The 25993-nt window shown below is 72.7% G+C and carries 28 protein-coding genes; 8 read left to right on the top strand and 20 right to left on the bottom strand.

What is annotated here, in order from left to right:
• On the top strand, positions 1–565 hold a 565-nt coding region (locus VGL20_01475), incomplete at its 5' end, for a nucleotidyl transferase AbiEii/AbiGii toxin family protein (protein HEY2702336.1).
• A gap of 133 nt (positions 566–698) precedes the next feature.
• Here the strand turns inward: VGL20_01475 and VGL20_01470 are convergent.
• The 6 genes from VGL20_01470 to VGL20_01445 all read right to left on the bottom strand — a co-directional run bounded on the left by VGL20_01470 (position 699) and on the right by VGL20_01445 (position 5411).
• Positions 699–1388 carry a lysophospholipid acyltransferase family protein gene (locus tag VGL20_01470; GenBank protein ID HEY2702335.1) on the bottom strand — a complete coding sequence of 230 codons (690 nt, stop codon included), beginning with the start codon at positions 1386–1388 and terminating at the stop codon, positions 699–701.
• Positions 1388–2995, bottom strand: coding sequence for an MFS transporter (locus VGL20_01465; GenBank protein ID HEY2702334.1), 1608 nt, complete (start codon positions 2993–2995; stop codon positions 1388–1390). The genes VGL20_01470 and VGL20_01465 overlap by 1 nt, the downstream gene beginning before the upstream one ends.
• Positions 2992–3615, bottom strand: coding sequence for a hypothetical protein (locus tag VGL20_01460; GenBank protein ID HEY2702333.1), 624 nt, complete (start codon positions 3613–3615; stop codon positions 2992–2994). The genes VGL20_01465 and VGL20_01460 overlap by 4 nt, the downstream gene beginning before the upstream one ends.
• Before the next feature lie 11 nt (positions 3616–3626).
• A complete protein-coding gene (locus VGL20_01455) occupies positions 3627–3791 on the bottom strand; it encodes a hypothetical protein (protein HEY2702332.1) in 165 nt (54 codons plus the stop codon).
• Between the two features lie 88 nt (positions 3792–3879).
• Positions 3880–4803, bottom strand: a complete 924-nt coding sequence (locus tag VGL20_01450) for a phosphatidate cytidylyltransferase (GenBank protein ID HEY2702331.1) — start codon at positions 4801–4803, stop codon at positions 3880–3882.
• A complete protein-coding gene (locus tag VGL20_01445; GenBank protein HEY2702330.1) occupies positions 4800–5411 on the bottom strand; it encodes a hypothetical protein in 612 nt (203 codons plus the stop codon). The genes VGL20_01450 and VGL20_01445 overlap by 4 nt, the downstream gene beginning before the upstream one ends.
• A 191-nt stretch (positions 5412–5602) precedes the next feature.
• Here VGL20_01445 and VGL20_01440 point away from each other — a divergent pair, with 191 nt between their 5' ends.
• The gene (locus VGL20_01440) at positions 5603–8353 is read left to right on the top strand and encodes an AAA family ATPase (protein HEY2702329.1); all 2751 of its coding nucleotides are present in this window, start codon (positions 5603–5605) and stop codon (positions 8351–8353) included.
• Between the two features lie 11 nt (positions 8354–8364).
• Here VGL20_01440 and VGL20_01435 read toward each other — a convergent pair whose 3' ends face one another.
• Entirely contained in the window at positions 8365–9381 is a 1017-nt protein-coding gene (locus tag VGL20_01435; protein ID HEY2702328.1) for an AraC family transcriptional regulator, read from the bottom strand.
• A gap of 34 nt (positions 9382–9415) precedes the next feature.
• Here VGL20_01435 and VGL20_01430 point away from each other — a divergent pair, with 34 nt between their 5' ends.
• Complete coding sequence (locus VGL20_01430) at positions 9416–10051, top strand: NAD(P)H-binding protein (GenBank protein ID HEY2702327.1); 636 nt, start codon at positions 9416–9418, stop codon at positions 10049–10051.
• Entirely contained in the window at positions 10048–10488 is a 441-nt protein-coding gene (locus tag VGL20_01425) for a nuclear transport factor 2 family protein (protein HEY2702326.1), read from the top strand. Before VGL20_01430 ends, VGL20_01425 begins: the two co-directional genes overlap by 4 nt.
• 26 nt (positions 10489–10514) lie before the next feature.
• Here the strand turns inward: VGL20_01425 and VGL20_01420 are convergent, their stop codons facing one another.
• The 5 genes from VGL20_01420 to asnB form a co-directional block, all read right to left on the bottom strand.
• Positions 10515–11399 carry a VOC family protein gene (locus VGL20_01420; GenBank protein HEY2702325.1) on the bottom strand — a complete coding sequence of 295 codons (885 nt, stop codon included), beginning with the start codon at positions 11397–11399 and terminating at the stop codon, positions 10515–10517.
• Positions 11400–11535: 136 nt separating this feature from the next.
• Positions 11536–12351 (bottom strand): methyltransferase domain-containing protein, encoded by an 816-nt coding sequence (locus tag VGL20_01415; GenBank protein HEY2702324.1) that lies wholly within the window; start codon positions 12349–12351, stop codon positions 11536–11538.
• A gap of 63 nt (positions 12352–12414) precedes the next feature.
• Entirely contained in the window at positions 12415–12984 is a 570-nt protein-coding gene (locus tag VGL20_01410; GenBank protein HEY2702323.1) for a PadR family transcriptional regulator, read from the bottom strand.
• 64 nt (positions 12985–13048) lie between these two features.
• Positions 13049–13339: a hypothetical protein gene (locus VGL20_01405; protein ID HEY2702322.1), complete on the bottom strand. Its 291-nt coding sequence runs from the start codon at positions 13337–13339 to the stop codon at positions 13049–13051.
• 179 nt (positions 13340–13518) lie between these two features.
• A complete protein-coding gene (asnB, locus tag VGL20_01400; protein ID HEY2702321.1) occupies positions 13519–15357 on the bottom strand; it encodes an asparagine synthase (glutamine-hydrolyzing) in 1839 nt (612 codons plus the stop codon).
• A 222-nt stretch (positions 15358–15579) separates the two neighbouring features.
• Here asnB and VGL20_01395 point away from each other — a divergent pair, with 222 nt between their 5' ends.
• A complete protein-coding gene (locus tag VGL20_01395; protein HEY2702320.1) occupies positions 15580–15963 on the top strand; it encodes a hypothetical protein in 384 nt (127 codons plus the stop codon).
• 181 nt (positions 15964–16144) lie between these two features.
• Complete coding sequence (locus VGL20_01390; GenBank protein HEY2702319.1) at positions 16145–16450, top strand: hypothetical protein; 306 nt, start codon at positions 16145–16147, stop codon at positions 16448–16450.
• Positions 16451–16856: 406 nt separating this feature from the next.
• On the opposite strand, the gene VGL20_01385 is transcribed toward VGL20_01390, so the two are convergent.
• From VGL20_01385 to VGL20_01355, 7 genes are all read right to left on the bottom strand, one after another.
• Positions 16857–17834: an alpha/beta fold hydrolase gene (locus VGL20_01385; GenBank protein ID HEY2702318.1), complete on the bottom strand. Its 978-nt coding sequence runs from the start codon at positions 17832–17834 to the stop codon at positions 16857–16859.
• A gap of 72 nt (positions 17835–17906) precedes the next feature.
• Complete coding sequence (locus VGL20_01380; protein ID HEY2702317.1) at positions 17907–18215, bottom strand: hypothetical protein; 309 nt, start codon at positions 18213–18215, stop codon at positions 17907–17909.
• 56 nt (positions 18216–18271) lie between these two features.
• The gene (locus tag VGL20_01375; protein HEY2702316.1) at positions 18272–19249 is read right to left on the bottom strand and encodes an ABC transporter permease; all 978 of its coding nucleotides are present in this window, start codon (positions 19247–19249) and stop codon (positions 18272–18274) included.
• The gene (locus tag VGL20_01370) at positions 19249–20280 is read right to left on the bottom strand and encodes an ATP-binding cassette domain-containing protein (protein HEY2702315.1); all 1032 of its coding nucleotides are present in this window, start codon (positions 20278–20280) and stop codon (positions 19249–19251) included. Before VGL20_01370 ends, VGL20_01375 begins: the two co-directional genes overlap by 1 nt.
• 129 nt (positions 20281–20409) lie before the next feature.
• On the bottom strand, positions 20410–21372 hold the full coding sequence (locus VGL20_01365; protein ID HEY2702314.1) for a LysR substrate-binding domain-containing protein: 963 nt from the start codon (positions 21370–21372) through the stop codon (positions 20410–20412).
• Positions 21373–21462: 90 nt separating this feature from the next.
• Positions 21463–22137, bottom strand: a complete 675-nt coding sequence (locus VGL20_01360) for a hypothetical protein (protein HEY2702313.1) — start codon at positions 22135–22137, stop codon at positions 21463–21465.
• A gap of 166 nt (positions 22138–22303) precedes the next feature.
• Complete coding sequence (locus VGL20_01355; GenBank protein ID HEY2702312.1) at positions 22304–23131, bottom strand: alpha/beta fold hydrolase; 828 nt, start codon at positions 23129–23131, stop codon at positions 22304–22306.
• Positions 23132–23350: 219 nt separating this feature from the next.
• Here VGL20_01355 and VGL20_01350 point away from each other — a divergent pair, with 219 nt between their 5' ends.
• Positions 23351–24229, top strand: coding sequence for an SDR family oxidoreductase (locus tag VGL20_01350; protein ID HEY2702311.1), 879 nt, complete (start codon positions 23351–23353; stop codon positions 24227–24229).
• A 42-nt stretch (positions 24230–24271) separates the two neighbouring features.
• Here the strand turns inward: VGL20_01350 and VGL20_01345 are convergent, their stop codons facing one another.
• Positions 24272–25279, bottom strand: a complete 1008-nt coding sequence (locus tag VGL20_01345; protein ID HEY2702310.1) for a PHB depolymerase family esterase — start codon at positions 25277–25279, stop codon at positions 24272–24274.
• 102 nt (positions 25280–25381) lie between these two features.
• Between VGL20_01345 and VGL20_01340 the strand changes: the two genes are divergently transcribed.
• The coding region (locus tag VGL20_01340; GenBank protein HEY2702309.1) for a hypothetical protein at positions 25382–25993 on the top strand (612 nt) is incomplete at its 3' end.

Raw genomic sequence — 25993 nt, 5'->3', positions numbered from 1 at the left:
CGAGGCGCAGGGTGCACGGGCGCTGCGCGTTCCCGTCGTCGTCTATCTGGGCGCGACGCGGTACGCGGAGTTTCATGTCGACCTGGTCATCGACCTGGCGATGACCGGTGTGCCCGAGGAGGTGGAGCCACTCCTCCCAGTCGACGTCCCAGGCCTGGTGTGCGTGCCGTACCGCGCGTACCCGCTCGTCGACCACATCGCCGACAAGCTGTGCGCTCTCAACGAGACGCATCCCAGGGCGGACGGCACGCTCGAGGGAAGCACCCGCTATCGCGACCTTGCGGACATCGTCGTGTTCGCGCACACATCGGAGCCGGACGCCGCATCGCTCGACGTGGCCATCCGATCGGAGCTCGGCCGCCGCGGGCTCGCCCTCCCCGCCCGGTTCGGCGTCCCGGGTGCCGCCAACTGGCGAGCAGGCTATGCACGCGTCGCCCGTGATGTCCCAGGGCTCGTCGAACGGGACCTCACCGCGGCGATGGCGACCGCGTCGTCCTTCGTGGATCCGGTGCTCGCCGGCCACGCGCGCGGTCGCTGGAGTCGCTCGAAGCTCTCATGGGGATGAGGCCCGCGGAATGACCACTGCTCGGCCTCGTGTCGATGAAATGTGCGACCTGCGTCGGATAACCTCCACCAGGTCGCTGGTCCCGGCATCAGTGCCAATCGTCAGCCCGGCCTCGATGAGGACCCGGTCGGGGTCAGAACAGGTTGGTGAGCCGCCGGCGCAGAAGGCGGGGGCCGCCACGGTCGACGACCTCCGGCAGCAGCGCGATCACCGCGGCGCGTGCCGTGTCGGTCAGCGTCTCGGCGGTGTGACCGTCGGTGCGCAGCGGTGCGCCGACGACCACGACGATCCGCTTGCGCAGCCACAGCTCCCGGGTTCCCCCGAGACCGACGGGCACGACCGACGTCCCGCTGTGCAGCGCGAAGTGGGCGAACCCCTTGCGGAAGGGCCCGACCTCGCCCTCGCTCTCGTTGCAGCGCCCCTCGGGGAAGATCAGGAACGACCCGCCCGCGTCGAGGCAGCGGTTGACCTGGGCGAGCAGCTCGGGGCTGCCGCCCTGCTCGCGGTCGATGGGGATGACGCCGCCGATGTGGCGGATGATCCGCAGCGTCCACCCCGGGATCCCGCGCAGGTCGCCGAGGACGTGGATGCGTGGCCCCGGCGGCAGGCTGGCGACGACCACCAGGGCGTCGATCCACTGCATGTGGTTGGCGATGACGACGGCGTTCTGGCGGTGGGGAAGGTTCTCCATGCCGCGGACCTCGACGTGGAAGAGCGTTCTCCCCACGCCGCGGATCAGCCGCCGGACGAATCGGAAGCCGGGGCCCGGTCGCGGCCGGATCGGGAGGTCGGCGATCGCCAGGGCCTGCGGAGCGGTGGCCATCAGCGCACTCCCCGGATGCGGCTGACCATCACCGTCCCGAGCACGAACCAGAGCGCGGCGCTGCCGAAGACGATGCGGAAGCCGAGGTTGTGCCCGGTGGCGATCCCGAGCAGGTGGTGGTGCGGGTCGTTGAGCCAGGTGAGCAGCAGGGCGGCGAGCGTCGGCGCCACCACCTGGGGGAGCGTCAGCGAGATGTGCCACAGGGCCATGTCGCGCCCGGCGGTGTTCTCGCGATCGGGGAGGACGTCGCAGGCGAGCGCCCAGTCGATCGCGTAGTAGAGGCCGTAGCCGACGCCGAAGAGCAGGCCGAGGGCGTAGAGCGGGACGGTCGAGCTCACCAGCGAGAAGAGGACGAACGAGGCGGCGACCGCCTGGATCGCGCCCGAGGCGTAGACGAAGACCTTGCGGCGCCCCATCCGGTCGGAGTAGATCCCGCCGAGGATGGCGGGAACGACGCCGCCGGCGATGACGGCCAGCAGCCAGAAGCTGCTCGCCGACCCCGAGTTCTTCGAGCCGACCACGTCCTGGAAGTACGAGTCCATGAACGGGACGATCGAGAAGATGCCGAACTGCATCAGGCAGCGGGTGATGAAGCACCAGAGGAAGTCGCGGTGCGAGAAGGCCGTGAAGAAGGCGCGCAGCCCGGGGATGCGGCGCCCGCTCAGCACGGCTCCGGCGGCGCCGAGCGCTGTGACGGTCCCGAGCACGATGCCCGATACGGCTCCCAGCGGGGAGGTCAGCAGCAGCAGGATGGCGATGACCGCGACGGTGGTCGACGAGGCGCAGAGCAGGGCGACGGTCGAGGGCCGTTCGCGGCGGGTCCGCGGCAGCGCGGGCAGGACCGGCTCCCGTGTCGCCACCAGGGTGATCAGCAGGGTGGCGACGAGGATGACCGCGACGATCGCGTAGCCGGCGAGGAGCGCGGCGCGGCTGCGCCCGAGGACGCCGAAGACGATGGCGATGAGCAGGATGCCGACGACCGTCCCCAGCTGGTTCATCGTCCCCAGCAGGCCCGACGCGCGTCCGCGTTGCTCCTCGGGGACGACGTCGGGGATGACGCCGCTGTAGGCGGCGCCGGCGACGTTGTTGCCCGCCTGGACGGCGAGGTAGAAGACGATCAGCAGCGCCGGCGACCAGGCCAGCGCGAGGAGCGCGAGGCCGATCACGTTGAGCACGGTGCCCGCGACCATCCAGGGCCGGCGGCGGCCCCAGCGGGTGCGGGTGCGGTCGGACAGCCAGCCGGCGAGGAGCGGGACGATCAAGGCGAACACGCCGCCGGCGGCGGTGGCGCGGCCGACCAGCAGGTCGCTCGACCCGCTCCCGACGATCAGCTTGGCGCCCTCGGGCACCAGCGCGATGAAGAGCGGCTGCCAGTGCGCGCCGTTGCCGAACCAGAAGGCGTTGATGGCGGACATCCGCCCGAGGCTCAGGCGCCGCGGTGCGGATGCGATCCGGGGAGGGGTGGCGGTTGCGGTGGCGACGGTGGTGTCCTCGGTGAGCGGGTCCTGGTGATGGTTGCACTGGTTCGGAACCGGTGCGGTCCGCTGTGGGGAGCGGCGGGTGGCGATCCGGTGCGGGGTGGGTGACGGCGGCCGGCGCGAGCTCACGACGACGCCACCCGCGAGAGGATCAGGGTGAAGAACGCCAGCCCGATGGTCGCGACCACGGGGAAGGCGGTGCGGAGGAGGTGCGCGCGGTCGAGCAGCGCGGCGATCGCGGCGGCCGCGGCGGTGACCACCGCGAAGCGGACCGCGCGGCCGGCGACGAACCACGGGATCACGCTGCGCGGATCGAGGTGGGCGGCGCCGGCGTCGACCGCCCAGACCTTGAAGGAGATCCCGCTCCAGGGCTGGTGGACGAAGCCGCCGGCGATGCCGTGGGAGTGCAGGTAGGCGCCCGCCTCGGTGAGGCCGTGCGGGGTGGCGAGCGGGAGGTGGAGGAGCACGGCGGTCGCCGCGACCGGCGCCGCCTCGGCGGCGAGCACGGTGCAGATCCCGCCGAGCGCCATCCCCGCGACCGCCGCCAGGAGCAGGCGGGGCAGCCGGCGTCGGGTGCCGAGGGCGAGCAGGCCGAGCGCGAGGTCGGGTGCGATCGGCTGCAGCGTCGCCTCGCTCACCGCCCAGATGAGGACGGCGACGGCGGCGCCATCGCTCTCGGCGACGCGCCGCCAGCGGTCGTGCAGCTGTCCGGCTGCGGCGGGGAGGGTGGTGAGGGCGGGGGCGAGCATGACGGGTGCGGCTAGCCCATGTTGAAGCTGTTGGCGGGGATGAGCCACGCGAGCGCGAGGAGAGCCGCGAAGAAGAGGACGGCGAGCGCCCCGAGGACGGCGATCACGGTGAGGGCCGCACGCAGCACGGCGCCTGGCGTCCGCTCCGGCACGTTGGGGTTCCAGTTGCTGTTCATCATCGAAGGGGTCTCCGTGGTGGGGTGGTGAGGCCCCGTCATCGTCCTTCCGGATCGACGCGCGGCCATCGGGGGTGGCACCTGAACCTCAACCGGCGAGCCGCACCGCCAGGAAGGCGAGCGGCAGGGCGACGAGCAGGCTGTCGATGCGGTCGAGGATCCCGCCGAAGCCGGGCACGAGCGTGCCCGCGTCCTTCACTGCGAAGGCGCGCTTGACCAGCGACTCGAGGAGGTCCCCCCAGACGCTGGCGACGGCGATGACCAGCGGGAGCGCCAGGGTGAGCGCGGGCGGCCAGCCCGCCGGGGCGACCGCGGCCATCACGGCGAGGCCGAGATAGGCGCCGAGGACGTTGCCCGCCGCCCCGGCGACCGTCTTGTTGGGGCTGATCCGGGGCGCCAGCCGGGCTCCGCCGGCGACGCTGCCGACGCAGAAGGCGCAGACGTCCGAGAGCGCGACGCAGACGCCGACGACGAGGAGCACCTCGGTCCCGTGGGGCAGCCCGCGCGCGATCAGCGGAAGGAAGCCGAGCATCAGCGGCAGGTACATGAAGCCGAAGAGCGCGACCGTGGTGTCGCGGTACGACCCCTCGCCGCCGCCGCGGAGCAGCGCGGCGCCGGAGAGGACGAGGAACCCCGCGACCGGCAGGGCGCCGTAGGCGGAGGGGAGCACCGCCGCCACGGTCACCGCCGCCGCCCCGAGTGCGAGCAGCAGCCGGCGCGCGGGGGCGTCGATCCCGGTGACGGTGCTGAACTCGCGCAGCCCCTGGACGGTGAGGAAGAGGACGAGCGCGAGCGCGAGGGCGCCCCCGGCGAAGACCGACAGCACGAAGGTCGGCGCCATCACCGCCCAGCTGCCGACGCGGATGACGAGGACGCTCTCCCGCAGGCTCGCGGGGCGGCGGAGGCGCCGCCGCTCGACGGCGAGGACGAGGAGCGCGGCCACGAGCAGCAGGCCGCCGATCCGCGCGAGCGCAGGGAGGAAGAGCGGGTTGGCGAGCGGGTTGTGGATCATCGCGGCGGCGCTCCGCCCAGCTCGCTGCGGATGGCGAGCGAGCGCTGGACCAGGGTGATCGCCGCCCCCCCGGCGACCGCGACGAGCCAGACGCTCAGCGCCGGGTCGACCCGGGTGAGCAGCGCGGCGGGGGCCGCGACGGCGAGCAGGACCATGCGATCGGCCTTGCCCATCACCCCGCCGTACTGGCGCCGGCCCCCGGCGGCCGCGGACGCGACACCCACCGCGCTGCCGAGCAGCATCAGGGTCAGCGCGGCGAGCCCCGCCCAGGGCGCGCCCGCCCGCACCGCGACGGCGACGACGATGGCGCAGTCCGAGACGCGGTCGGTCATCTCGTTGAGGACCTGGCCCGCGGGCCGCGCGGTCCCGCGGGTCGCCGCGACCATGCCGTCGAGGGCGTTGCAGGCGAGCCGGCCGGCCGCGAGCGGCGGCACGGCGACGAGCAGCAGCGGGACCGCCGCGCTGCCGGCGACCGCGCCGGCGATCGCGAGCGAGCCGGCGAGGCCGGCGAGGGTGATGCCGTCGGCGGTGGCGCCCCGGGCGATCAGACGCCCCTCGACCCCCCGCAGCGACCGGCGGAAGCGCGGTTTGACCGCGTAGACGCCCACGGTCAGGCCGCCGGGGGAGGGGAGGTGCCGAGGCTCACGCTGGTCTCCGATGTGGTGGTGAGTCGCCGCCGCTGCCGGGCGTGTCCCCATCCTCGGGGCCGGCGCGTTTGGGAGCATCGGGTGTGACACCTGAGCGGCAACCACCGGCCGCGATCGCCCGGCGCGGGGCCCCGGGCGGACAATGGCCCCCGATGGCGGTGCGGTTGCTCGAGCGCGAATCGGTCCTCTCGGCGGTCGAGGCGCTGCTCGACGGCGCCCGGGCCGGCGAGGGCGGAGCCCTCTTCGTGGTCGGCGACGCCGGCGCCGGGAAGACGTCGATCCTCGCCGCCGTCCGGGCCGCCGCCACCGGTCTGCGCGTGGGCTCCGGGCGCGGGTCGGTCGCCGAGGCGGTGCTCCCCTTCGGCATCCTCGAGCAGGCGCTGGCGGCGGTCGGCGAGGGCTCGCCACTCGACGCCGCCCCCGGCGACGCCGGGGTGGTCGACGCCCGGGCGGCGCGCTTCCATGCCAGCGTGCGCTGGCTCCAGGCGGCGGCGGCGCGGCAGCCGACCCTGCTGGTGCTCGACGACCTCCACTGGGCCGACGGCGACTCCCTCACCCTCCTCGACGTCATCTGCCGCCGCCTCGCGGGGCACGCGCTCGCCGTCGTCGCCGCGCTGCGGCCCCACCCGCCCTCAGCCCTCGGAGTGGCGCACGCGCTCGAGGCGGACGCCACCGCGCGGGTCGAGACGCTGCGGCCGCTGAGCGCCGGGGCCGCCTCGGAGCTCATCCGCGGCCGGGTCGACGCGCCCCTCGACGACGCGGCGCTGCTGCGAGCCACTCTGCTCTGCGCCGGAAATCCGCTGCTGCTCGAGGAGGCGGCGCGCGTCCTCGGCGCGGGCGACTCACTCCCGGAGGCGGGGACAGCCCCGCCGGTCCGCGCCCTGATCCTGTCCCGTCTCGTCGCCGGCGACGCCGAGGCGCTGCGCTACGGACGCTGCGCGGCGGTCCTCGGCGTCAGCTTCCGGCCGGCCCTCGCCGGCGAGCTCGCGAGCCTGACCGCCGACGTCGCCGACGCGGTGCTCGAGCAGCTCTGCCGCTCGGGGCTGGTGCGCGACGCCGGCGCCGGGCGCGGCGAGTTCGTGCATCCCCTCTTCCGGCAGGCGCTGCTCGAGAGCCTCGACGGCCCCGTCCGCGCCCGGCTCCACGCCCGGGCCTTCGAGCTGCTCGCCGGCCGCGGGTCGGCGCCGGCGGAGGCGGCGGAGCACGCCGTGGCCGGCCACCTCGCCGGTGATCCCGAGGCGATCCGCGTCCTCGAGGTCGCCGGCCGCGATGCGCTCCGGGTCGGCGCGGCGAGCACCGCGGCGGGCCATCTGCGCAGCGCGGTCGAGCTCGCCGGCTCCGCCGCCGCGGCGGCGACCCGGGTCGCACTCGCCGAGGCGCTGCTGCTGAGCGGGGGAGAGGCCGAGGTCGTCGGGCTCTGCGAGGGCGTGCTCGAGGACGCCGCCGCCTCACCCGCCGACCGGGCGGCGGCGCTCGCGGTGCTCGGCCGCGCCGACTTCCACCGCGGCGACTACGCGGCGAGCACCGAGCGCTACGCCGCCGCGCTGCGGATCGTCGAGGGGGTCGACCCGGCGCTGCAGGTCGAGATCCTCCTCGACCTCGCGTCGGTCGCCTTCTTCGCCGCCGGCCCCGGTCCGGCGCTCCCGCTCGCCGCCCGGGCGCGGGCGCTCGCGGCGGGCTGCGGGGCGCCCACCCGGGCGATCGCGGACTGCGCGTGGAGCTTCGCCGCCCTCGCCGCCGGCGAGCCGGGCGGGCTCGAGGTCGCGGCCGCCGGCGCCCGGGTGGTCCAGGAGCATGGACTCACCGCCCGGGCGGCGTCGATCGCCTGGTACGGCTGCGCCGCGGCGCTGCGCGGACGTGAGGAGGAGGCCGGCGCCGCGCTCACCCTGGCGCGGCGCTGGGCCGAGTTCGGCGACCCGGCGATCCGGGCGCTGATCATCGCCACCGCCGCCGAGCTCGAGGCCCGCACCGGACACCTCGCGCGCGCCCTCGCCTCCGTGGAGGGCGCGGGCGTCCATGCGTCCGGGCTCTCGATGGCCGAGACCTACGTGGGCAGCATCCGCGCGGCGATCCTCCTCGACGCCGGCGACGTCGAGGGCGGCGACGCGCTCGCCGAGCGGCTCGAGGCGGCGACGGCGGTGCAGCGTGGCGACGGCCTCGCCCGGCTGCGCCTCGGCCTGCTCCGGCTGCGGCGGCGGCTCCGTACCGCGCAGGTGGAGGCGGCCGCGGCGGAGGCACGCGGCCTCGAGCAGCTCGCCGCCGAGCTGGGCCTGGCCGAGCCCTGCCTGCTCCCCTGGGCGCGGGACGCGGTCAGCGCCCACCTCGCCGCCGGGGCGCTCGCGGACGTCGAGCGGCTCGCCGGCTGGCTGCAGGTCCGGGGGGCGACCCTCGACTGCCCGTGGTCGGCCGCGGCGGGATGGTCGGCGCAGGCGGCGCTGCGCGAGCTCGCCGGCGACATCCCCGCGGCGATCGGCGCCCACGAGGAGGGACTGCGCATCCTCGAGCGGGTGACCCTGCCGCTCGAGCGCAGCCGCAGCCTCTGCGATCTCGGCGCGCTGCTGCGTCGCGCCGGCCGCATCGCCGGCGCGCGTGAGGTTCTCGCCGCGGCCGTGCGGCTCGCCGAGGAGGCCGGCGCGGCCGGGGTCGCGGCGCGGCCGCTCGAGGAGCTCCGCCTCGCCGGCGGCCGGCGCCGGGCGGCGCGGCCCGCCGACGACGCGCTCACCTCCGCCGAGCTCCGGGTCGCCCGGCTCGCCGCCCGGGGCGCGACCAACGCGGAGATCTCCCGCCAGCTCTTCCTCTCGGTGAAGACGATCGACACCCATCTGCAGCACATCTACGGAAAGCTCGGCATCAGGTCGCGCCGCGCCCTGATCCCGCTCGCCCGCAGGTTCGAGGAGGAGTGAGGCGGCGCTCGTCAGACGAAGTGGACGCCGTCGGAGGGGTCCGGGTTTGACCGGACGAGCTCCTGTCGCCGCCACGAACCCGGGGGCTGCCCGTGATGGCGGCGGAAGGCCGCGGCGAGGGCGTAGGGCGAGCCGTAGCCGGTGAGGTCGGCGATCTGCGCAAGGGTCGACTCGCCGGTGCGCAGGTGGTCTCGGGCGAGGGTCATGCGCCAGTCGGTCAGGTACTGCATGGGCGCCTGGCCCAGCGACCGCTGGAAGGTTCGCGCGAACGCCGCCCGCGACTGGCCGCTGACTGCGGCCAGTTCGGGCACCGTCCAGGCGCGGGCGGCGTCGGAGTGGATGGCCTGCAACGCCGCGCTCAGCCGCGGATCGGTCGACGCCTGGAACCAGCGGGGCGACGTGGGGCTCTGCTGAAAACTCGTTCTCAGCGCGAGCACCAGAAGGACGTCGAGAAGCCTGTCGAGCACGGTCTGCTGCCCGGGCGCGGACGCCGCAAGCTCACGCGAAACCAGGCCGATCACATCGTGAAGGGGATCTCCGACAGCGGCGAACAGGGGAAGGATCGGCGGCAGCGCGTCGAGCAGACCCTGGCCGATGTCGCCGGAAAACCGGTACGCCCCGCACAGGAACACCGTCGCCCGCCGATCGTCCGAACGTTCGTGGTGCGCGTGCTGTGCGCGGAACTCGTCGGGCTCCATGCACACCGCGCCGGGCTCGTGGGCGATGTGGTGGTCGGGGCCACCACGGACGAGCGCGACGTCGCCGGGGGCGAGCTCGACCGGCGAGTCCGGATCGTCGAGCCACAGCCAGGCGCGCCCCTCGAGCACGGCATGCACCGCCAGCTGGATGGTGCCCGCCAGCCGCAGCCCCCACGGCGGCCTGGCCACCGTCCGGGCGAAGACGCCCCCGGAGGCACGTGCCCTGGTGAGGTGGTCCTGCAGGAGGTCCATCCGGCGAGTGTTCGGCGAACCGGTGCCATCGTCAAGGGTATGAGCGTTTCGCTTAAACAATTCGCGAGTTCTACGCATTGAGTGGGTATCGTCAGGCTCGCATGCTTGAGCCATGACGAATTCACAGCGGACCACGCTCGTGCTCGGCGGTACCGGAAGGACCGGGTCGCGACTCGCGAAGAACCTCATCGATCGAGGGCTGGGTGCCCGGACAGCGGCACGCGGCGACGCCGACGTCCGGTTCGACTGGGACGACAGGGCCACCCACGGCCCCGCACTGTCCGGCGTCGACAGCGTCTACCTGGTGACCCCGGTCATGAGGGTCGATTTCGCCGCTCAGGTGTCGGACTTCCTCGACCTCGCCGAGGCCGCCGGAGTACGGCATGTCACCTACCTCAGCACATACGGCATCGACCGGGCCTCGCCCGGGTTCGCGATCCGGGCCGTCGAACTCGACCTCCTGAGCCGGACCGGCCTCACCCACGCCATCCTCCGCCCCGCCTGGGTCATGCAGAACTTCAGCGACGACCACCTGCCGCTCGTCGACGGCGTGATCACGGTGCCCACCGGGGACGGTGCCGACGCCTTCGTCGACGCCGAGGACATCGCCGCGGTCGCCGCCGAGACATTGGCGAACCCCGAGGCCCATGCCGGCGCGCAGTACGCACCAACCGGCCCTGAGGCGCTGACCGTCGCCGACTTCGCCAGGCGGAGCGCTCAGGTCTGGACCACCGAGGCGGCTCGATGATCACCGACCTGGAGAACCTCTCCGCGCTGGACCCGTTCTTCAGGATCATCGAAAAGGGGCTGGACGGGCTCGTCGACGGCCGGCACTTCTTCGACCTCCTGGACGAGGATGTCATCGTGGACTACGTCATCAGCGTCCCCGGCTATCCGCGTCGTGTGGTGGGCCGCGAGGCCGTGGCCGAGCTCTATCGCACCTACGGGGCCACCGGGATCGTCCTGCACAGCGCCGACGACCTGGCCGTCCACCGGGACCGCGAAGCGTCGGTCGTGGTACTCGAGTACGCCACGCACGGCCGAGTCAGGGACACCGGTCGCGCCTACGACAATCGCTTCGTGTCCGTGATCACCATCAAGGACCGCAAGGTCACGCACTGGCGGGACTACCTCGACCCGGTCGCGGTCTTCGATGCTCTCGGGTGGCCCTCACCGCGCCAGTGACACCAGGACGCAGGAGAACCCGACGTCTAGCGTCCCGCGTAGGCGGCGTCCAGCTGGGCGAGATCAAACTTCTTCATGCTCAGGAACGCCCTGGTCACGCGCGCCATCTGCTCCTCGTCCGCCTGCTCCATCATCTGCTGCATCCCACGGGGAGCGATCTGCCAGGAGAGACCGTACAGGTCCTTGAGCCAGCCGCACTGCTCGGCCTCGGGCACTGCCGAGAGCCGCTCCCAGTAGTGATCGATCTCCTCCTGCGTGTCGCAGAGGACCATGAGCGAGATCGCCTCGTTGAAGGTGAAGTCGTGCCCACCGGCGCTGTCCATGGCCGCGAACTGCATGCCGTCGAGCGTGAAGGCAGCGTGCTTGAGGGTTCCCTCGGCGTCGGGCTCCTCCCCACTGCCGTAGCGCAGGATGTCGCCCAGCCCGGACGCGTCGAACACCGACGTGTAGAGCTTGATCGCCTCCTCGGCCCTGCCGCACATCGCCCCGACGAAGAGCAGCGTCGGAACGATCCGCTGTCGGATCTCCCGGCCATCCGCGTGCATGACCTGCCACGACAGACCGTATCGGTCCTGCAGCCAGCCGTAGCGCCGGCTGAACGGATAGGCGTCGAGGGGCATGAGCACCTGGCCGCCGTCACTCAGCCGGTTCCACAGGGCGTCCACCTCGTCCTCGGTCGCGCAGTCGACCCGGAGGGACACCGAGGGATTGAACCGGAACAGCGGTCCCGCGCTGATCGCCATGAAGCGCTGGCCCGCCAGCGTGAACGAGACGAGATCGGCATCCCCTGACGGCGTGTCGTGCAGCCTGTTCACCGCGCTGATCTCCGAGTTGTCGAAGAGCGAGGTGTACAGCTCGGCAGCCTCCCTGGCCTCGGTGTCGAACCACAGGTGGGGCACGATCCTCGACATGAGGTCCTCCTTTCCGCGTAGGTGATGGATCCACCGTCGATCGCCGGTCCGCCGGCGCTCATGGGTCGGCCATCGCGACCGAGTATGCATCGGACGGGAGGGCGGTGCGATCGCCCTCCCCTCCGCATCGCACGGCTCAGCGCGGAGCGCCGCTGACGATCACCGCGGCCATCGGGAGGAATGGCCGGTCGGCTCGCTGCGCCTCCTCGAAGGCGGCCCACCAGCGCCGGGTCGCATCGGCCGGAACCACGCCCTCATCCTGCAGGCGGGACATCTGGCTGGTGATCAGCGGACGGACCATCTCCAGATCGAACGCGCAGTCCTGCCGGCGAGCCTCGACGTCCACCATGCCGACCTGCTCGAAGAGTCGCGCCAGGTCACGTCCGATCTGCGGGCTGCGCACCTGGCGGATCATCGAGTCGAGGAGGGCGCGGGAGACCGGGTCCTCCAGCCCCGCGGAGTCCAGGTCGATGTCGAGAGCGCAGACCCGGCCGCCCCGGTGGGTCACGCGCGCCATCTCGGCCAGGACGGCGCGAGGATCGGGGACGTGCGCCAGCACCCGCTCGGTGCGGCACGCATCGAAGGTGTCGTCCGGGAATGGCAGGTGCTGGGCATCCGCGACCTCGAACTCGACGCGGAGTCCGGAGCCGTCGAGGCGCCGGCGGGCCTCGGCGATCATCGTCTCGCTGGCGTCGACGCCGACCACCCGTCCGTCGGGCCCGACCCGGCGGGCGAGCTCGCGGGCGTCGTCACCGGTGCCACAGCCCACGTCCATCACGGACGCGCCGCCACCGAGCGCGAGCGCATCCAGCATCACGGCCTTGGCCGCGCGGACCTCCGGCATGGTGTTCGCCAGGTCCACGAACCGGACGAAGAGCGAGGGGTCGGGTGCCCGATCGACCGTGCTGAAGAGGCCGATGTCCGTCATGTCGAAGATGCCCGGGTCGCTCATGGGGATTCCTCCGATGGCATGGTCACGCGGGCAACGGGGGATGGCTCGGCGGCGAGCGCCGGCCTACGGCTCCCCCGGCGCCCCTCGTCGGTGAACCTGCCCCCGCCCTCTCGAATCCACGCTCGCCTCCTCCCCGAGGAGGGTGGCGGTCCAGCCCAGCTCCCACTCGCGGTGTGCCAGCAGGAAGTCGATGAGCCGCGCGCTCCACGCCGACCCGGCCGCCTCGTCGGAGAGCCGGCGGAGCTGGGCGAGACGACCGCGCAGCGCCGCCAGCCGGGCCTCGACGATCTCGCGCCGGACCTCCTCGTCGACCAGGTCGAAGCACGCCACCCGTGTCCGAAACTCCGCGTCGACGATGGCATCCGCGGGGGGGAAGTCTCGGATCAGGTCGCCCAGGACGTCCCGACCGACGTCGGTCAGTGCGTAGACGTGCCGCGACGGACGGCCCTGCTGGACGACGATGGCGTTGCGCTCCACCGCTCCCATCGCCTCGAAGCGGTGCAGCGCCGGATACAGGACATTGTTGTTGAGGGTGACGGCGGCCCCCATCACATGCTCCACCCGCTTCTTCAGCTCATAGCCGTGGGCGGGCCGGTCGGAGAGCAGGAACAGGATGAGGATGTCCAGATACACGTCCAGGCTACTCTAGGTTAGTTCGACCTATGGTGCAAGCTCCGGGGGCCGCGGTCGCCTCAGATCAGCAGCGGTCGTCGACGCCGAAGAGCAGGCGGACGACCAGGGGGACCAGGCCCCCGTGCCGGCACCCGTGCCCTCGGTGGTCACGCTCCCCGTCACCTCCCCAGTCGAAGAGATCGGCGTGCCTCGCTGCGGGGGAGCCGTGGTGGCCGGCGTGCATGGGCTGGACGGTGGCTGCGGCCACCGGCACGGCCTGGGCGAGCCCGAACCCCACCGCGGTCGAGCTCAGCGGCAGGGCGGACAGCAGGGCGGCCAGCGCCAGCGGTGCCGCGGTCCTGCGCCACCTCCTCATCGAGGGTCCTCCACCGGCGGTCGGGCGCTCAGGGTGATGTCGGGCACGATCATGTCCTCCGTTGCGATGTATCGACTCGCGTGCTGACGCACTGACGTGGACTCACGTTGAGGGGGGCGAGGCCGGGCTCACATCACGCGAGCGCGTAGTCCTCGCACCGCGATCGCGCCGCCGACGGATCAGAGCATGAGCCGCGGCCGGTGGACGTCGAGCCAGGTGGCGAGGTTGAGGGTCCACTCGAGGCCGTGGCGGTCGGCGACCGCGATGGTGGTGGGGTCGCATCCGGTCGCGGCCGCGAGCCAGGTCCGGTCGACCAGCTCGAGAGCGCGGTGGCCGGGCTGGGCGAGCAGCTCGCGCCCCTGCTCCTGCAGGTCGCGCGCGTAGTGCCAGTCCTGGGTGGACGGGTAGGGGCTCTTGACGCGCTCGATCACCGACTCCGGCAGCACGTCGCGGGCGGCGCCGCGGAGCAGGCTCTTCTCGCGGCCGTCGTAGGTCTTGAGCGCCCACGGCGCGTTGTAGACGTACTCGACGAGCCGGTGATCGCAGAACGGGACCCTGACCTCGAGGCCCACGGCCATGCTCATGCGGTCCTTGCGGTCGAGCAGGATGCGCAGGAAGCGGGTCAGGTGCAGGTAGCTCGAGATCCGCATCCGGCGCTCGAGGTCGTCCTCGTGGGGGAGGTGCTCGACCTCGCCGATCGCGCGGTCGTAGCTGTCGTGCCGGTATCCCGCCAGGTCCAGCTTCCCCCGGACATCGGGGGTGAGGATCGTGTCGATGGCGTCGAGGCGCATGTCGTTCAGCGCGATCCACGGAAAGGCCTGGGCGCGCTGGATGCGTGGGTCGTGGAACTGGCGGTAGCCGCCGAAGATCTCGTCGGCCGACTCACCCGACAGCGCCACCGTCGAGCGCTCGCGGATCGCTCTGCAGAGCAGATACAGAGAGGCGTCCATGTCGCCGAGGCCGGTGGGCAGGTCGCGCGCCCCGACCACGGCGCGGCGCACCGCGGGGTCGGCGAGGGTGCCGTGGTCGATCACGATGTCGGCGTGCTCGGAACCGACGTGCCGGGCGACGTCGTGCACATACGGCGTGTCGGCGGTGGGGCGCATCTCGTCGGGCGTGAAGTTCTCGGTCTGGCCGACGAAGTCGACCGCGAAGGTGCGCACCCGCTCGCCGGTCACGGCCAGCTGGATGGCGGACAGGGCGGTGATCGTGCTCGAGTCGAGCCCGCCGGAGAGCAGCACGCAGCGGGGCACGTCGGCGACGAGCTGGCGGCGGACGATGTCGTCCAGGAGCTCGCGCACCCTGGCGACGGTCCGGTCGCGGTCGTCCGGGTGCGGGCGCGTCTCCAGCCGCCAGTAGCGGCGCTCGCGCATGCCTTCGGCGTCGACGGTCACGACCGTGCCCGGCTCGACCTCGCGCATCCCCGCCCACACCGCGCTCCCGGGCGTCTTGACGAACGCGAACATCTCGCGAAGCCCGTCGGCGTCGACCGTCCGCGATGCCAGCGGATTGGCGAAGATCGCCTTGGGCTCGGATCCGAACAGCACCCCGTCGGCGGTGCGGTGGATGTACAGGGGCTTGATCCCCATCCGGTCGCGGATCATCACCAACCGGCGCATCCGGCCGTCCCAGATCGCGAACGCGTACATGCCGTTCAGCCGCTCGGCCACCCCGTCGCCCCAGCGCAGGTATCCGCGCAGCACGACCTCGGTGTCGCTCGAGGTCTCGAACCGTTCACCCGCCCGCTGCAGCTCGTCGCGCAGCTCGGTGTAGTTGTAGGCCTCGCCGCTGTAGACCAGCACGACGTCGCCCGCCGGCTGCCGCACCGACATCGGCTGGGCCCCGCCCTGCAGATCGATCACCGCCAGCCGCCGGTGTCCGAGGGCCGCCGGGCCGTCGACCCACGTGCCGGACGCGTCCGGCCCGCGACACGCCATCGTCTGCGTCATCGCGTCGAGGACGTCACGCTCGCGGGCCAGGTCACGGTCGAACGAGATCCATCCCGTAATGCCGCACATGTGTCTCTCCGGCTGGTCGGTGGTCCGCGCCGAGGGCCACTCCGGCCGAGCGGCGGTTCGGACAGTGGTCTCGACCAGGGGTTCCGTGCCCATGCTCGCCCCGCGGGGAGCGCCCGCCACTGTCCCGTGGACCGGTCCGGACAGGCCGTGCGAGCGGTGTCGCCGGGCCGCTCACAGCCCACCCTGGAGGTCCATCCGACCACCACAAGGGGTACACATCACATGACCACTCGACACCGTCTCACCGCCGCTGCCGCGGTCGCCGGCGCCCTGGCGATCGCCGTCCCGGCGGTCCACGCCAGCGCCGCCACCACCCCGCCCGTCGGCGGCCTGCAGGTGGGCGCCAACGCCTCGCCGAGCGACGGGCGGATCGACGCCAACGCCGGCCTCGACAGCCTGCAGGCGGCGCTCGGCCTCACCCAGGATGCCTGGCGGATCGGCGCCGCCGACGGCCTCGCGGGCATGAAGGCGGGTGCCACCGCCGGCCTGCAGGGCTGGCAGGCGGGCGCCACCGCCGGCCTCGCCGGCATGCAGGCGGGCGTCAGCGCGCTGCAGGACTTCTTCCCGATCGGCGGGGGCACGCACCTCGTGCCCCAGCACCGGTAGGACCCATGGCGGTCACCACGCGCTCCTCCGGACAGCTGGAACTGTCCGACGGGGCATGTGCGGGAGTGACCGCTGAATGGGACGGTGGTCCCCACGGCGGGGCGCGCTGAGGAAGCGCCCGCATCCAGCATCTGTCCGGCGGCAGCCCCGGCCGCCCGGCGCCAAGGAGGTTCGACACCACATGACCCGGCTCAACCGCATCGTGCGGCGGGGAGCAGTCGTCGGTCTGCTCGCCGTCACCGTCACCGTGGCCGCGGCGAGCGCCGCGACGCCGGCCATCCACATGGTCGGAGTGGCTGCTCCTGCCCCAGTCACCACTCCGCTGGTCTCGCCCCCCGCCGCTCCGGGAGCGGACAACCTGCAGTGCATGGCGTTCGCCTACAACCTCGGCCCCTTCGGCCCACTCGGCCCCTGGGGCCCCTACGGCCCGCTGCACGACAAGCCGCACCCCGCCTGCTTCGGCGGCGGCCCCCAGTTCACCAAGTAGCGGCGCCTCTCCTCCGGACCCAGGACGGTCCGCCCGGCCAGCATGAACATGACGAGCTGGCCGAGGCGGGACCGCCGGGGGCCGTGTGCAACGCGCGGCGGGCGACGTGCCCGCCGCGCGTTGTCACACCGCGCTCCGTGGTGAGCGCCCGGCGCCGGAACGAGCCGTCGCCCCGGTCGATACGGATGGGTGGTCGCCTGTCGTGCGCCGGCCGGGGCCTGCCGGACGCGGCGCACCGGCAGCTACAGGTCGCAGGTCAGCGAGATGGCCAGGAGCCTCGACGATGGTCACGGGCTCTCCGGACCCGGCCCCTTGATGCAGGGCCATGGGCGTCGGCGGCTGCGGCGGATGGTACCGGTGTCGCGGGCGGCCGATGGCGGCCGCCCGCGTGGCTGCCCGGTGGACCTCAGACCCTGACGGCCCGGCGGATCGCGGCCTCGATGACCGCGGCGACCCGGCGCGGGCCGGGGCCCGCGCCGAACGCCATCGTGTAGTGGTTGGCGTCCTCGATCTCCTCGATCCGCGCGCCGGGATGGGCTGCGAGGAAGGCGTCGCGGATCGGTCGAGGCAGCAGCGGCTCGTCGTCGAGGATGCCGCGCGGCGCCCACACGAGGCTGAGAGGCGCGTGCACGCGATCGATCGCCGTGCGGGTCGTCGGGTCGAGGACCAGGTCCTCACAGTCGGCGATCACCGACGCCGGCGAGACCACGCAGCGCATCGCGCCCGGCTCACCGGCCACGTCGTATCGGGCATAGGCGTCGACGTCATCGTTCCACCGGTGCTGCAACGCCGGGTGCTGGCGCCATAGCCCCACGTATTCGTCGACCGACTCGAAGGTCATCTGGAGGCGTGCGACCGACTGCTCGAGCACGAGCTGGAGCACGTCGTCGGGGTCCTGGCCGGGCGGGAGGGGGATCGACAGGCCGCCGTCGAGCAGCACCACCGCGGCGACCCGTTCCGGGTGCTGGGCCGCGAGCCGGGCGACGACGTATGCCCCCATCGAATGCCCGGCGAGCACGGCGCGCTGGACCCCGGCGTGGTCGAGGACGGCGAGCAGATCGGCCACGTGGACGTCCATGCCGTACGGGCCGGGCAGGGCGGCACTGTGTCCGCGCCCCCGTAGATCGGGTGCCAGCAGGCAGACACCTCTGACGCCCGCGAGCTCTCGGGCGACCGTCCGCCACGCCATCCGAGACGACGTGATGCCGTGGACGGCGAGGACGACCGCATCGGCGTCGTGATGGTGCGCGCCCGAGCGCGCGACGCACAGCCCGCCGCCACGCACCGGGATCTCCCCGATGGCCCGGAACGGATCGCTCAGCGCGCGCTCGCGGGTGATCGTGGTGGCATGGCGTGCTCGGTATGTCGGGTTCAGCTGGGACACGTCGTTTGTCTCTCCCCAGTGACGTGGTGGGCATCCGGGCGCCGGCGAGATGGGGTGCCGTTGAGGCACTCGTCAGGGCAGCGAGGTGAAAGAGCCGGTTCCAGCACCCGGCACCAGCGCGGCCGGGCCGGCGGACGACGCAGGGGGTCCACAGGGGAGCACGGTCCACGGGGCGAGCACGATGATCAGGCCGTTGGTGCACGTCGTCGTCACCGTCGTGGTGTCGCCGCCCTGGCCATCACCGGTGGCGGGCGTCCGGACGGCGGTGACGGCGGCGCTGGCCGGGATGCTCGGGCCGGGGGGCGGGACGCCGGCGCTCACCAGGCCTGCGGCGGCCGCCGCCACCACCATCGAGCGGTTGACTGAGAGGGCGTGATGCATGACATCGATCTCCTGGGTGCCAGCGGCAGCGCCGCCGTCGTGTGGGATTGCGTCGGTCAGAAGCTGCGGAACCGGCGGATCGCCAGCGTGGCCGACACCACCAGGATTCCGGCCGACCAGGCGAGCGCGCTGAGCATCGGTCCCTCGGCGGAGCCGCTTCCCTGGGTCAGCGCCCGGAGGGCGTCGATGACCTGGGTCACGGGCTGCGCGTTGGCGAACGTCCTCAGCCAGTCGGGCATCGTCTCCGTCGACGTGAACGTCGACGCCGCGAAGACGAGCGGGAAGATGACCATGAACGACGCCAGCGTCGCGGTCTCGACGTTGCGCACGACCAGGCCGAGGAGCGCGAAGAGCCAGGAGCACGCATATCCGAAGAGCAGGGCGATCCCGACGCCCGCGAGGATCGGCGCCGGCCCGTTGTGGAACCTGAAGCCGACGAGGAGGCCGATCAGGATCATCAGACCCACCGTGTAGGTGAGACGCACGAGGTCGGCCAGCGTGCGAGCGGTGAGAATCGCCCCGTGGTAGGTCGGGAGCGAGCGGAAGCGGTCGATGACGCCCAGCGACATGTCCTCGGCGACACTGACCGCGGAGGACGAGCCGCCGAAGAGCGACGTCTGCACGATGATCCCCGGGATCAGGAAGTCGACGTAGCTGTGATACCCGGCGACGTGGATCGAGCCACCGAACACATAGCGGAACAGCAGCACGAACATGACCGGCATGAGCGCGCCGGCGACGATCAGCTGGGGCGTCCGCAGCGAGAGCAGGAGGTTGCGGCGGGTCAGCACCATCGTGTCCGAGAGGAATGCGCTCAGCCCCTCCCGGCGGACCGGATGACGGGTGTCGATCCGGTCGCCCGCCGCTCGGTCCCCGCGGGAGAGGGCGAGGATCGCCGCCGCCAGGATGATCCCGGCGGCGACGATCACCGCCACCATGACCGCGGTGTCGAGGCGCAGGATGCGACGGCCGAGCTCATCCCACCACAGCGGGACCGCCGGGCGCGTGATGCCGGCAGGGAATGCGGTGGTCATCATGCGACCCCCTGCGGCCGGGGTCGCTGCGGGGCCGACCGCTCGCCCGGTGGGGCGACGCCCGGTTGACCCGCCGGCGGCTCGGTCGCGATCCGGTTGGTGAGGCTCAGGAAGACGTCGTCGAGCGAGGGACGGCGCACGCCGAGGTCGTCGACGGCGATGCCGCACTCCTCGATGCGCCGGGCGGCCGCCAGCAGCGTCTGCACCCGCTGGCTCGTCGGCAGGGTGACGCGCTGTCCCCGCAGGTCCGCGACCGGAGCCCCGGAGCCGAGCCCGTCCAGCAGGCCCACGAGTCGTTCGACATCGCCGGAGCTGGTGGCGCGCACCTCGAGGACGTCGCCGCCGATGCGCTGCTTGAGCTCATCGGGGGTGCCGGCGGCGATCACCCGGCCGCGCTCGATCACCGCGATGCGATCGGCCAGCCGGTCGGCCTCCTCGAGGTACTGGGTGGTCAGCAGCACCGTGGTGCCCTCGCGGACCAGCTCGTCGATGAACGTCCACAGCTCGATCCGCGTGCGCGGGTCGAGCCCGGTGGTGGGTTCGTCCATGAGCAGCACCATCGGACGGCCGACGAGGCTGGCGCCGAGGTCGAGACGGCGGCGCATGCCGCCCGAGTAGGTCCGCACCCGCCGATCGGCGGCCTCGGTGAGGGTGAGACGCTCCAAAGTCTGGTCGGCGCGCGATCGCGCCTCCGACGCCGGCAGGCCGTACAGGCGGCCGACCAACCTGAGGTTCTCGCGCCCGGTCAGGTTCTCGTCGACGGCGGACGACTGGCCGGCGAAACCGATCAGGGAGCGGACCGTCCGCGGCCGGCGTGCGACATCCATCCCGGCGATGCGCAGGCGCCCGGCGTCGGGGGCGAGCAGGGTCGCCAGGATCCGCACCAGGGTCGTCTTCCCGGCGCCGTTGCGGCCCAGGAGGCCGAGCACGGTCCCGTGCTCGACGATGAGGTCGACACCCGCCAGGGCACGGGTCGAGCCGAACGACTTCTCGACGCCCTCGACGGTGATGATTGGATAGTTTGCGGTCACGCGTTCTCCTTTCCTTTCCTTGTACGAGCGTGATCCCGTGATTGCGGCGCTCTGGTGTCCCGTCGAGTCTGTGTGCCACGCCGCGCGCCGGTGGCCGTCCCTTGGGACGGTCACCGCCTGTCCCTCACATCACGACCCGGCGGCCGCCGCCCCGTATCCCACGGACATCCCGCGCAGCGCCAGCGAGTGCTCGTTCTCACCAGCCCGGCTGGACTCGGCGTGTGCCAGCTGCAGGAATGCGGACGTCGCGATGCCGGTGTGATCGGGATGGCTGATGACGACCACCTCGCAGGTGGGGGACGGGGGCGCCAGCGGGACGAACCGGACGCCTGCGGTGGCATAGCGCTGCGCGGCCGATCCGGGAAGCAGGGCCGCGCCCGCGCCGGCGGCGACCGCGAGCAGGAGATGCTCCAGGTTGGGCACCGTCACCTCCATCGGCGCCGCCGCGACCCCCGCCTCCCGCCACGCCGTGATCACGCAGTCGAAGAAGGCCGGGTTGGTGGTGCGGGCCATCAGCAGGAGCGGGGTGCGCTCCAGCTGGTGCGGCCTGATCATCACCGCGCCCGCCGCAGGATGCGACTCGCCCAGCGCGACCACCACGCCCTCCTCGTCCAGGACCGTCACCCGCAGTCCGTCGACCGGCGCGGGCAGGCAGACGACCGCGGCATCGAGCTGGCGGTCGCGCACGCGCTCGACGAGCTCCGCCGAGGGGTAGGTCTCGAGCACCACCTCCACGCCCGGGGTCGTCGTCGTGAACCGACCGAGCGCTCGTGGCAGGGCGGAGGGGACGGCATCGGGAAGATGTCCGACCCGCAGCCTCCCCCTGGCCTGGTCGCCGGTGCGGATCGCCGCGCGCCGCGCTCGATCGGCCTGCTCCAGGACCCGCTGTGCCTCGACCAGGAACACGTCGCCTGCGGGCGTCAGCGAGACCCGCTGGTGCCTCCGGCCCAGGAGCTGGACGCCCAGCTCCTCCTCGAGCCTGCGCACCTGCTCGCTGACCGCCGGCTGAGCGACGTGCAGACGCTCGGCGGCCCGCCGGAAGTGCAGCTCCTCGGCGACGGCGACGAAGTAGCGAAGGTGTCTGAGTTCCATGGCATTCGATCACTCAGGTTGACGGAGAGGGGAGGGGGTGCACATCACTCGACCTTGTAGTTCCTCCATCCCCGGTGTCCCCCGTGTTGACTAGGCGGGAACCACGTCGAGGATGCGGTCGATCGAGCCGTCCGGGACTGCGCAGGTCTGGAACTGGGCGACGACGTCGGGCTGGGTGGCGGGCGGCACCCCGTTCGCCGCGCGCCAGCCGGAGCGCACCGAGACCACACGCCAGACGTGCGCCGCGGCGCCGTCGTCGTAGTAGGTGATGATCGCGCCCACCCCCATGTGCATCAGCGGAGTGAACACGCCGGCGTTGTGGCCCACGAAGTAGGTCGGACCTGCGACGCAGGTGTCGATGGCGGCGGCGTTGTGGGTGAGCTCGGTGGCGCCCGAGCAGTCGCTGTAGACGCCGACGCCGGTGTCGAGGCTGCGGTCTCCGCTGGTGAGCCAGTCAGGCCGCAGCACCGGTGCCGGAGGACGCCGGACCACCGGGGGCGCGGGCACGATCGCGGGCGCCGACGCCGCCCGCTGGACGACCGGGACCGAGGTCGGCGCAGGGCTGGGGAGCGGGGGCGGCGCTGCAATCGGGGTCTGGGTGGAGAGGGGCCGGTCGGGGTCGGTGACGTGCGCTGCGTGGGATTCGGTGGTCGCCGCGACCCAGGTGTGCGGCGTCGTCGCGGTGACCTGAACGATGGCGAAGGCCCCGCAGACCAGGGCGGTGACGGCGACGGCGGCGAGACGCCGGCGGACGGTGCTGGCCATGACTCACGCCCGGCCCGAGCTGCGGTGGACGGCGGCGATCGAGGTCATGGTTGCTCCTTTGCAGGCGCGTTCGGATTGACGACGTTTCTGCTCTGCCACCGTACGGACGGTGCGGTGACGACCGCACTGGCCAAAGGGCCAGTCGTGCGGTATCGGGGATCAGGCCCTAGGCTGCGAGGTGCAGCGCTCCGGAGGTGGAGGAGTGACGCTGGAGGAAACGCGCGATCTCACGATCGGCGAGCGGCTCGTCGATGATGTACATGTGCGCGGCCTCCGGCCAGAGCCTGAGCTCCGCTCCGGGAATCCTCTCTGCCAGCAGCCGTCCGTTGCCCGGAGGCACCACGACGTCCTGCTCTCCGTGGACGACCAGCGTGGGCGCGGTGATCTGCCCGAGCCGGTTGAACGTGCTGTGCGCGGCGGCGGCGGCGGCCTGGTGCAGGTAGGTGAACGTGCCGATCCGGGAGCCCACCCGATTGGCGATGTTCGCCGCAATCCGGTCGGCGTGATGGCGGCGGGTCGCCTCGGCGTAGGTGTAGGGGACCGCCGCCCACTCCGCCTCCTCCGGCCCCATCGCGCCGGCGCGCGCAAAGAACGTCAGCGGCAGCGGGCCGGGGAGCACGGCGCGGAGCCCGCCCGGGGAGGTGGCGCCGAGCACCAGCGCCCCCACCCGGTCGGGATGGCGCAGCGCCATCTCCTGTGCGACCTCGCCGCCCAGGGAGATGCCGTACACGTGCGCACGCTCCACCTCTGCCGCGTCCAGCACCGCGACGGCGTCATCGGCCAGCTGGGCGACGGTGTAGGGGATGGACACGGGACCGCTGCCCCCGGTGTCGCGGTTGTCGAACGCGATCACCCTGAAGTGGCGGGCCAGGACGGGGATCGTCGACCACCACCCCTGCAGCGTCATCCCCTGTCCGGGGATGAGCAGGACGGCGGGGCCGTGGCCGGTGCTCGTCCAGTTCAGCTTGATGTTTCCGTTCCTTGCACACGGCATCGAATCACTCCCTCCGAGCTCGCAGAGCCCGGGTCCATGCCGGCTCGCTGTGCATCGGTTGTTTCTGACGCCGCTGACTCTGGGGTGCCGCCGTGCCGGCGCCCGCTGGCCCCTGGTACCGAAGAACCCGTCTGTTCGGTCGGTCGTGGTGCGCTCGGGGACGCCGTAGGGTGGTGATCCACTGCCGGAAGACCACCACGTCACCACTGGAGATTCCACATGAAGGTCATCGTCACCGGGGCCTCGGGCAAGCTCGGGCGCCTCGTCGCCGAGAACCTGATGGCGCGGCTCGCGCCGGAGGAGGTCGTGCTCGTCACCCGCCACCCGGCCGCGCTGAGCGACCTCGCCGCCCGCGGCGCGGACGTCCGCCATGGCGACTTCGACAACCCCGCCTCGCTGCGCGAGGCGTTCGCGGGCGGCCGGCGCATGCTGCTGATCAGCACCGACAACGTCGGGCGGCGGGTCGTGCAGCACCGTGCGGCGATCGACGCCGCAGTTGTCGCCGGCGTCGACCACATCGTGTACACGTCACACGTCAATCCCGAGGCCGAGAACCCGATCGGCCCGATCGCCGAGGAGAACGGCGAGACCGAGCAGATCCTCCGCGGCAGCGGCCCCGCATGGACGGTGCTGCGATTCGGAAGCTTCGCCGAACTGCAGGTGCAACCGGCGACGCTCGCCGTCCGCGCCGGCCAGCTGGTCAGCAACGCGGGCGAGGGGCGGCTGGTGCCGGTCTCGCGTCGCGATTGCGCCGATGCCGCCGCGGCGGTCCTCACCACCGAGGGGCACGGGGGCAGGACCTATGACATCACCGGCCCCCAGGCGCTCTCCCAGCGTGACCTCGCCGCCCTCTTCGGCGAGCTCAGCGGCCGGTCGGTGAAGGTCGTCGGCGTCGGCGACCGGATGCTGGTGTGGGGTCTGGTCCGCTACGGCACCCCGAAGCCCGTCGCCCGTGCGATCGCGGCATTCGGCCGCGCCCTCCGCGAGGGGTACTTCGACGTGATCGACCCGGCGTTCGAGGGCCTCACCGGACGGTCGCCGCTGTCGCTCCGAGACGTGCTGATCCCCCACCGGGGAGATCTGCTGGAGGCGGCCTGAGGGAAGGGCCGGGGGGCGTCGACGACGCCCCCCCGCTCCACGCTAGGGCATCGGATGGCTCACGAAGAAGTCGTACATCGCGGCGGTCTCGTCCGGACCGGAGGGGTCGGCGTACTGAGCGCACCCGCAGCCGCCGGACCAGGCGTGCGCCATGTCCGGCACGAGCCAGTACTGCAGGAGCTCCCGACCATGGCTGTCGACGTACGCAGCGACCGTGTAGGCACGGCCGCCCGCGGTGTGCCCGACCCGCGTGCGGCTGGGCGTCAGCGGGACCGAGCCGTCGTTCGCCCTGCCGTCGTCGGCCAGGTCGGCGGTCGTCAGCCACTGCCGCACCAGGTTGTCGGCATTGACCACAGGCACGGTCGTGTCCTTGCCGCCGTGGAAGATCAGGGTCGGCATCACCCGAGCGTGAGCGCCCATCGCGCGGTAGGCCATCGCGCCGGCCTGCGCCGGGTCGAGCCCGCTGCTCCCGTACTGGATCCCGGTGGCACCGTACTCGATTCCCGAGCCCACCCCGATCGCCGCGTAGAGGTCGGGATAGGTGGCGCCCATGACCGATGTCATCGCCCCGCCGGCGGAGAGGCCCATCACGTCGACCCGCTTCGGATCGATGCTGTAGTGCTGCTGGACCCACTGGGTGATCCCGGCGATGAGCGACGGCTCACCCGAGCCGCGTTGCATGTCGGTGGGGTTGAACCAGTTCCAGCACTGCATGCGGTTGGCGCCCTGGCTCTGCTCGGGGTAGACGACGAGGAAGTTCCTGGCCTCTGCGAGGCTGTCGGTCTGGGCCAGCTGGCGGTAGGTGTCCGCGGTCTCGGTGCACCCGTGCAGGGCGACGACCAGCGGCACCGCCGTTCCCGCCCGATAGCTGGACGGCACGTAGCCCAGGTAGGACCGGGCACCCGCCGAGTTCACGTAGGTGCCCGTGAAGTGGGTGCCGGTGTGGGCACTGGGCGCAGCAGCTGGGGACGCCCCCGGCTGCCCCGGCACCGCGCCGAGGGCGAGCACCGGCGCGAGCAATGGACCGAGAAGCTGGGTCAACGCGGGCATGTCAGTTCTCCGCCAGCGACGTCTCGGGGGCCGAGGATGATCGGCCTTGGTGATCGATTGATCAGCAGGCGCCCACTGTAGATGGACAGGCCGCTCGGTCCCATGCAGAAAAGCGAGAATTTCGGCGCCGCCGGCTACGCGCTTCCCACAGGCGCGGCGTCACCCGCCCGCAGGGAGGCGATACGAGCCATCGTCGGCCGGCTCGCCGGCCACGAGGACGAGCTCGCGAGGCGGATCGTCGCCCGCTTTCGGGAGGAGATCGTCGACTACCGTGCCGGCGGCGATGCGCTCTCCGCCGACGCCGTCGGGCTCGCGGTGGAGAACATCGAGGCGTTGCTGGCTGACCTCGAGCGGGGTGAGCCGGTCGCGAACGGGCAGGCCGAGACGACCCGCCTGGGTGCCGCGCGCCGCGTCCACCAGGGGGTGTCACTGGAGTCGTTCCTGCACGGGTGCCGGGTCTGGGGCCAGGTCGCCTGGGAGGCGTTGCGCGCCGCCGTGCACGACGATCGCGCGGAGGAGCTGGAGGCCGCGCTCGACATCGCGGGCACGGTGATGCGCCATGTCGACATCGCCTCGACGGCCGGCGCCCACGCCTACCTCCACGAGGCGCAGGGCTTCGCCAACTACGGCCGGGTGCTGCGCCGAGACCTGCTCGAGGCGCTGCTCGGCGGCGAGCGCGATCCCGCCAGGATCCGGGGCCGGGCCCACGCGCTC

The sequence above is a fragment of the Candidatus Dormiibacterota bacterium genome, from assembly GCA_036495095.1.
GTDB lineage: Bacteria > Chloroflexota > Dormibacteria > Aeolococcales > Aeolococcaceae > CF-96.
The sequence above is the reverse complement of the archived record's forward strand: the minus strand, read 5'-3'. Positions and strand labels throughout refer to the sequence as shown.

Excerpts from the sequence above, each read along its gene's own strand:
- VGL20_01470 (HEY2702335.1), bottom strand. The coding sequence starts at position 1,388 with ATGGCCACCGCTCCGCAGGCCCTGGCGATCGCCGACCTCCCGATCCGG.
- VGL20_01460 (HEY2702333.1), bottom strand. The coding sequence starts at position 3,615 with ATGCTCGCCCCCGCCCTCACCACCCTCCCCGCCGCAGCCGGACAGCTG.
- VGL20_01455 (HEY2702332.1), bottom strand. The coding sequence starts at position 3,791 with ATGAACAGCAACTGGAACCCCAACGTGCCGGAGCGGACGCCAGGCGCC.
- VGL20_01450 (HEY2702331.1), bottom strand. The coding sequence starts at position 4,803 with ATGATCCACAACCCGCTCGCCAACCCGCTCTTCCTCCCTGCGCTCGCG.
- VGL20_01440 (HEY2702329.1), top strand. The coding sequence starts at position 5,603 with ATGGCGGTGCGGTTGCTCGAGCGCGAATCGGTCCTCTCGGCGGTCGAG.
- VGL20_01435 (HEY2702328.1), bottom strand. The coding sequence starts at position 9,381 with ATGCGTAGAACTCGCGAATTGTTTAAGCGAAACGCTCATACCCTTGAC.
- VGL20_01430 (HEY2702327.1), top strand. The coding sequence starts at position 9,416 with ATGACGAATTCACAGCGGACCACGCTCGTGCTCGGCGGTACCGGAAGG.
- VGL20_01425 (HEY2702326.1), top strand. The coding sequence starts at position 10,048 with ATGATCACCGACCTGGAGAACCTCTCCGCGCTGGACCCGTTCTTCAGG.
- VGL20_01420 (HEY2702325.1), bottom strand. The coding sequence starts at position 11,399 with ATGTCGAGGATCGTGCCCCACCTGTGGTTCGACACCGAGGCCAGGGAG.
- VGL20_01415 (HEY2702324.1), bottom strand. The coding sequence starts at position 12,351 with ATGAGCGACCCGGGCATCTTCGACATGACGGACATCGGCCTCTTCAGC.
- VGL20_01405 (HEY2702322.1), bottom strand. The coding sequence starts at position 13,339 with ATGAGGAGGTGGCGCAGGACCGCGGCACCGCTGGCGCTGGCCGCCCTG.
- asnB (HEY2702321.1), bottom strand. The coding sequence starts at position 15,357 with ATGTGCGGCATTACGGGATGGATCTCGTTCGACCGTGACCTGGCCCGC.
- VGL20_01395 (HEY2702320.1), top strand. The coding sequence starts at position 15,580 with ATGACCACTCGACACCGTCTCACCGCCGCTGCCGCGGTCGCCGGCGCC.
- VGL20_01390 (HEY2702319.1), top strand. The coding sequence starts at position 16,145 with ATGACCCGGCTCAACCGCATCGTGCGGCGGGGAGCAGTCGTCGGTCTG.
- VGL20_01380 (HEY2702317.1), bottom strand. The coding sequence starts at position 18,215 with ATGCATCACGCCCTCTCAGTCAACCGCTCGATGGTGGTGGCGGCGGCC.
- VGL20_01375 (HEY2702316.1), bottom strand. The coding sequence starts at position 19,249 with ATGACCACCGCATTCCCTGCCGGCATCACGCGCCCGGCGGTCCCGCTG.
- VGL20_01365 (HEY2702314.1), bottom strand. The coding sequence starts at position 21,372 with ATGGAACTCAGACACCTTCGCTACTTCGTCGCCGTCGCCGAGGAGCTG.
- VGL20_01360 (HEY2702313.1), bottom strand. The coding sequence starts at position 22,137 with ATGGCCAGCACCGTCCGCCGGCGTCTCGCCGCCGTCGCCGTCACCGCC.
- VGL20_01355 (HEY2702312.1), bottom strand. The coding sequence starts at position 23,131 with ATGCCGTGTGCAAGGAACGGAAACATCAAGCTGAACTGGACGAGCACC.
- VGL20_01350 (HEY2702311.1), top strand. The coding sequence starts at position 23,351 with ATGAAGGTCATCGTCACCGGGGCCTCGGGCAAGCTCGGGCGCCTCGTC.
- VGL20_01345 (HEY2702310.1), bottom strand. The coding sequence starts at position 25,279 with ATGCCCGCGTTGACCCAGCTTCTCGGTCCATTGCTCGCGCCGGTGCTC.